This window comes from Trichococcus sp., assembly GCF_049589555.1.
Lineage (GTDB): Bacteria > Bacillota > Bacilli > Lactobacillales > Aerococcaceae > Trichococcus.
In genome coordinates this window covers 1-2,917 of record NZ_JBAWAZ010000166.1, presented here as the reverse complement: position 1 = coordinate 2,917, position 2,917 = coordinate 1, and the positions used below count along the sequence as shown (strand labels likewise).

At 48.9% G+C, this 2,917-nt stretch carries 2 protein-coding genes; both read right to left on the bottom strand.

The annotated features are described in order from the left end of the window. Positions 1-988 (bottom strand): uracil permease (gene uraA, locus WBV27_RS06695; protein WP_424200538.1); only part of this gene is annotated, 988 nt, incomplete at its 3' end. 285 nt (positions 989-1,273) lie between these two features. Then, a complete protein-coding gene (locus WBV27_RS06690) occupies positions 1,274-2,692 on the bottom strand; it encodes an aspartate ammonia-lyase (RefSeq protein ID WP_424200536.1) in 1,419 nt (472 codons plus the stop codon). Positions 2,693-2,917 lie beyond the last annotated feature (225 nt).

The window sequence follows — 2,917 nt, the reverse complement described above, 5'->3', positions numbered from 1 at the left end:
AAATCAGTGCTGCTAACGGTCCGAAGAAGGACATGACCATGGAGAAAATCGCAGCGCCGGCGATGACGCGCACGCTGTAGACACGTGTGATGGCCATTACCCCGATGTTCTCGCCATAAGTCGTTGTTGGAACACCACCGATCAAACCGGATAAAGCAGATGCAAAGTAATCAGCAAACAACGAACGGTGCAAGCCCGGGTCTTTGATCAGATCGCGGCCGACGACGTTGGAAGTGACCACCTGGTGTCCGATATGCTCCGAAGTCAGCACAAGCAAAACCGGAAGCATCGTCAAGATGGCATTCATATCAAATTTCGCCAATTGGAAATGGGGCATCGTAAACAAGGATGCTTCCATTACCGGAGTGAAGTCGACCATGCCGAACGCAATCGCAGAAATGTAGCCAACGACGATGGCGATCAGAATAGGGATAGTGGACAAGAAACCTTTGAAGAGTACGGAACCTAGGACAGCCGTTCCCAAAGTAATGAAGAAGACAGCGAAGTTCCGTGCTGTCGCAGTGTCGGTCATCAAGTTCGCACCGATCGATCCTCCTTGAATCGTAAGGTGAGCCAGCTCCAGACCGATCAAGGCAACGACAGCCCCCATCGCTGCAGGCGGAAGGACAACATCAATCCACTTTGTGCCGACACGATAGATGACGAAGGCCATGATACAGCCAATGATACCTAATACGACGAAACCGCCTTGCGCATACTCAAAGCCTTGATTAGCGATGATGATGCTCGTCGGTCCGATGAAGGCAAAGCTTGAACCAAGATAGGCCGGCGATTTCCCTTTTGTGATCCAAATGAATAATAGCGTGGCGACCCCGTTCATCAATAACACGATGCTCGGATCAATACCGAAAATGATAGGCACAAGCACAGAAGCACCGAACATTGCGAAAGTATGTTGCAAACTTAGCGGAATCAACAAGTTTGCAGGTACCTTTTCGTCAACCTGAATAATTTTCTTTGAAGACATCTCCAAATTCCTCCTATGGGCGCAAAAAAAAGCCCTTGAATTATGATATTCGCAAAAGGACCTAAGGTATCAAATATTCGATTTGTTACCCTTTTTAATCTCTCAGGATTAGTTTAAAGGACTTTGCTTCGCTTATTTTAGCAATAATAGTGATGGAATACAATTATAAAATGATTAGATAATCCTGCTTTTAGCCCATGAACCATGCTTGTTGAAGATAAAAACAGGACCGCCAGAAAGCCTTGAATCAACCTGTCAGGCTTTCTGGCGGTCCCTACAATCCAATCAGACAGCCTTGCCTGCCAGCAAGACTAGCTCCGCCGGGATGCCGGCCATGCGTTTCAGATTGAGGATGCTGTCCGTTTCCTCAACCGAGAACAGTCCTTTTTCAAGCACCAATTCCCTGACGGTTTTGCCTGTCTTCAGTGATTCTTTGGCGATTGCGCTGGCTTGTTGGTAGCCGATCGTCGGGCAGAGGGCAGTCGCGATGCCGGCACTCTCTTCCACCTGTTTGTAGCAGGCCATCTCATTGGCTTGGATCCCTGTGATGCAGTTGACGGTCAGCGTAGCGACTGCATGCGCCAAGCAATCGATTGATTCAAACAAAGAATGGAAGATGATCGGCTCGAAGGCATTCAGCTCCAACTGTCCGGATTCGGCAGCCATCGTGATGGTCAAATCGTTTCCGATTACGCGGAAAGCGACTTGCGAAACGACTTCGGGTATCACCGGATTCACTTTTCCCGGCATGATCGAAGAGCCGTTTTGCTTGGCAGGCAAATTGATTTCACCTATGCCAGCCCTTGGACCGCTCGACAACAAGCGCAGATCATTGCTCATCTTCGACAAGTTCACCGCTGCCGTCTTGATTGCCGCCGATACCCTGACGAAACCATCCACGTTCTGGGTCGCATCGAAAAGATCCTCTGCCTGCGTGAAAGCAATCCCCACTTCTGCGCTCACAAAAGCGGTTATGTTCTCCAAGTATTCCGGCGTCGCATTAATTGCATTGCCGATTGCGGTCCCGCCAAGATTGAGGCTCTTCATCTCTTCTGCAGCACTCATGAGGTGACGGGTATCCCTTCTGACGAAGGATTGATAAGCCTGGAACGTTCTCCCCAACGTAGTCGGAACCGCATCCTGCATTTGCGTCCGCCCCATTTTGATGACCCCGGCGAATTCTTCAGCCTTATCACCCAACGCGCTCTCCAACTTTTCCAGTTCGGCAATCAGTTCCGGCAGAAGCTGCAGTACGGTCATTTTCCCCGCAGTCGGGAAGACATCATTGGTGGACTGGCAGAGATTCACATCGTCATTCGGGTGAACGATGCGGTAGTCGCCCTTTCTCCCGCCCAATATTTCGATAGCGCGATTGGCGATGACTTCGTTGGCGTTCATGTTGGCCGAAGTTCCGGCACCGCCTTGGATGGCATCAACGATGAAGGCTTCATGAAAATATCCCGCCACAATTTCGTCGCAGGCTTGGACAATCGCATCCTTTTTTCCGACTGCCAGGTTACCCGACTGAGCATTCACAACAGCTGCGGCTTTCTTGATTCGCGCCAGATTGCTGATCAATTCCGGATGCAATTTCGTGCCCGTGATTGAGAAATTTTCCTTTGCACGCGACGATTGCACACCATAATACGCTTCTGTGGGTACTGCTAACGTTCCGATCGAGTCTGCTTCAATTCTCATGTTCATCTCTGTTTGCCCCCTGAAATTTTTCTGTAATTCATAGTGCAAACAATACCACCCCTGAAAAATGAATGAAACAGTTTAAGGGAAGTTGCGAACAAAACCTGCATATTTGACCTTCTCACAGAAGAATCACACGCTATTTCCCATGTAACTTTATTTTATTAAGTCATGTCAGCATTCGTTTGCTTCCCTTGATAGGTCTGATATAGAATCTTAAGAATACAAAGC

Coding starts and splice junctions, on each gene's coding strand:
- WBV27_RS06690 (WP_424200536.1), bottom strand. CDS start 2,692: ATGAACATGAGAATTGAAGCAGACTCGATCGGAACGTTAGCAGTACCC.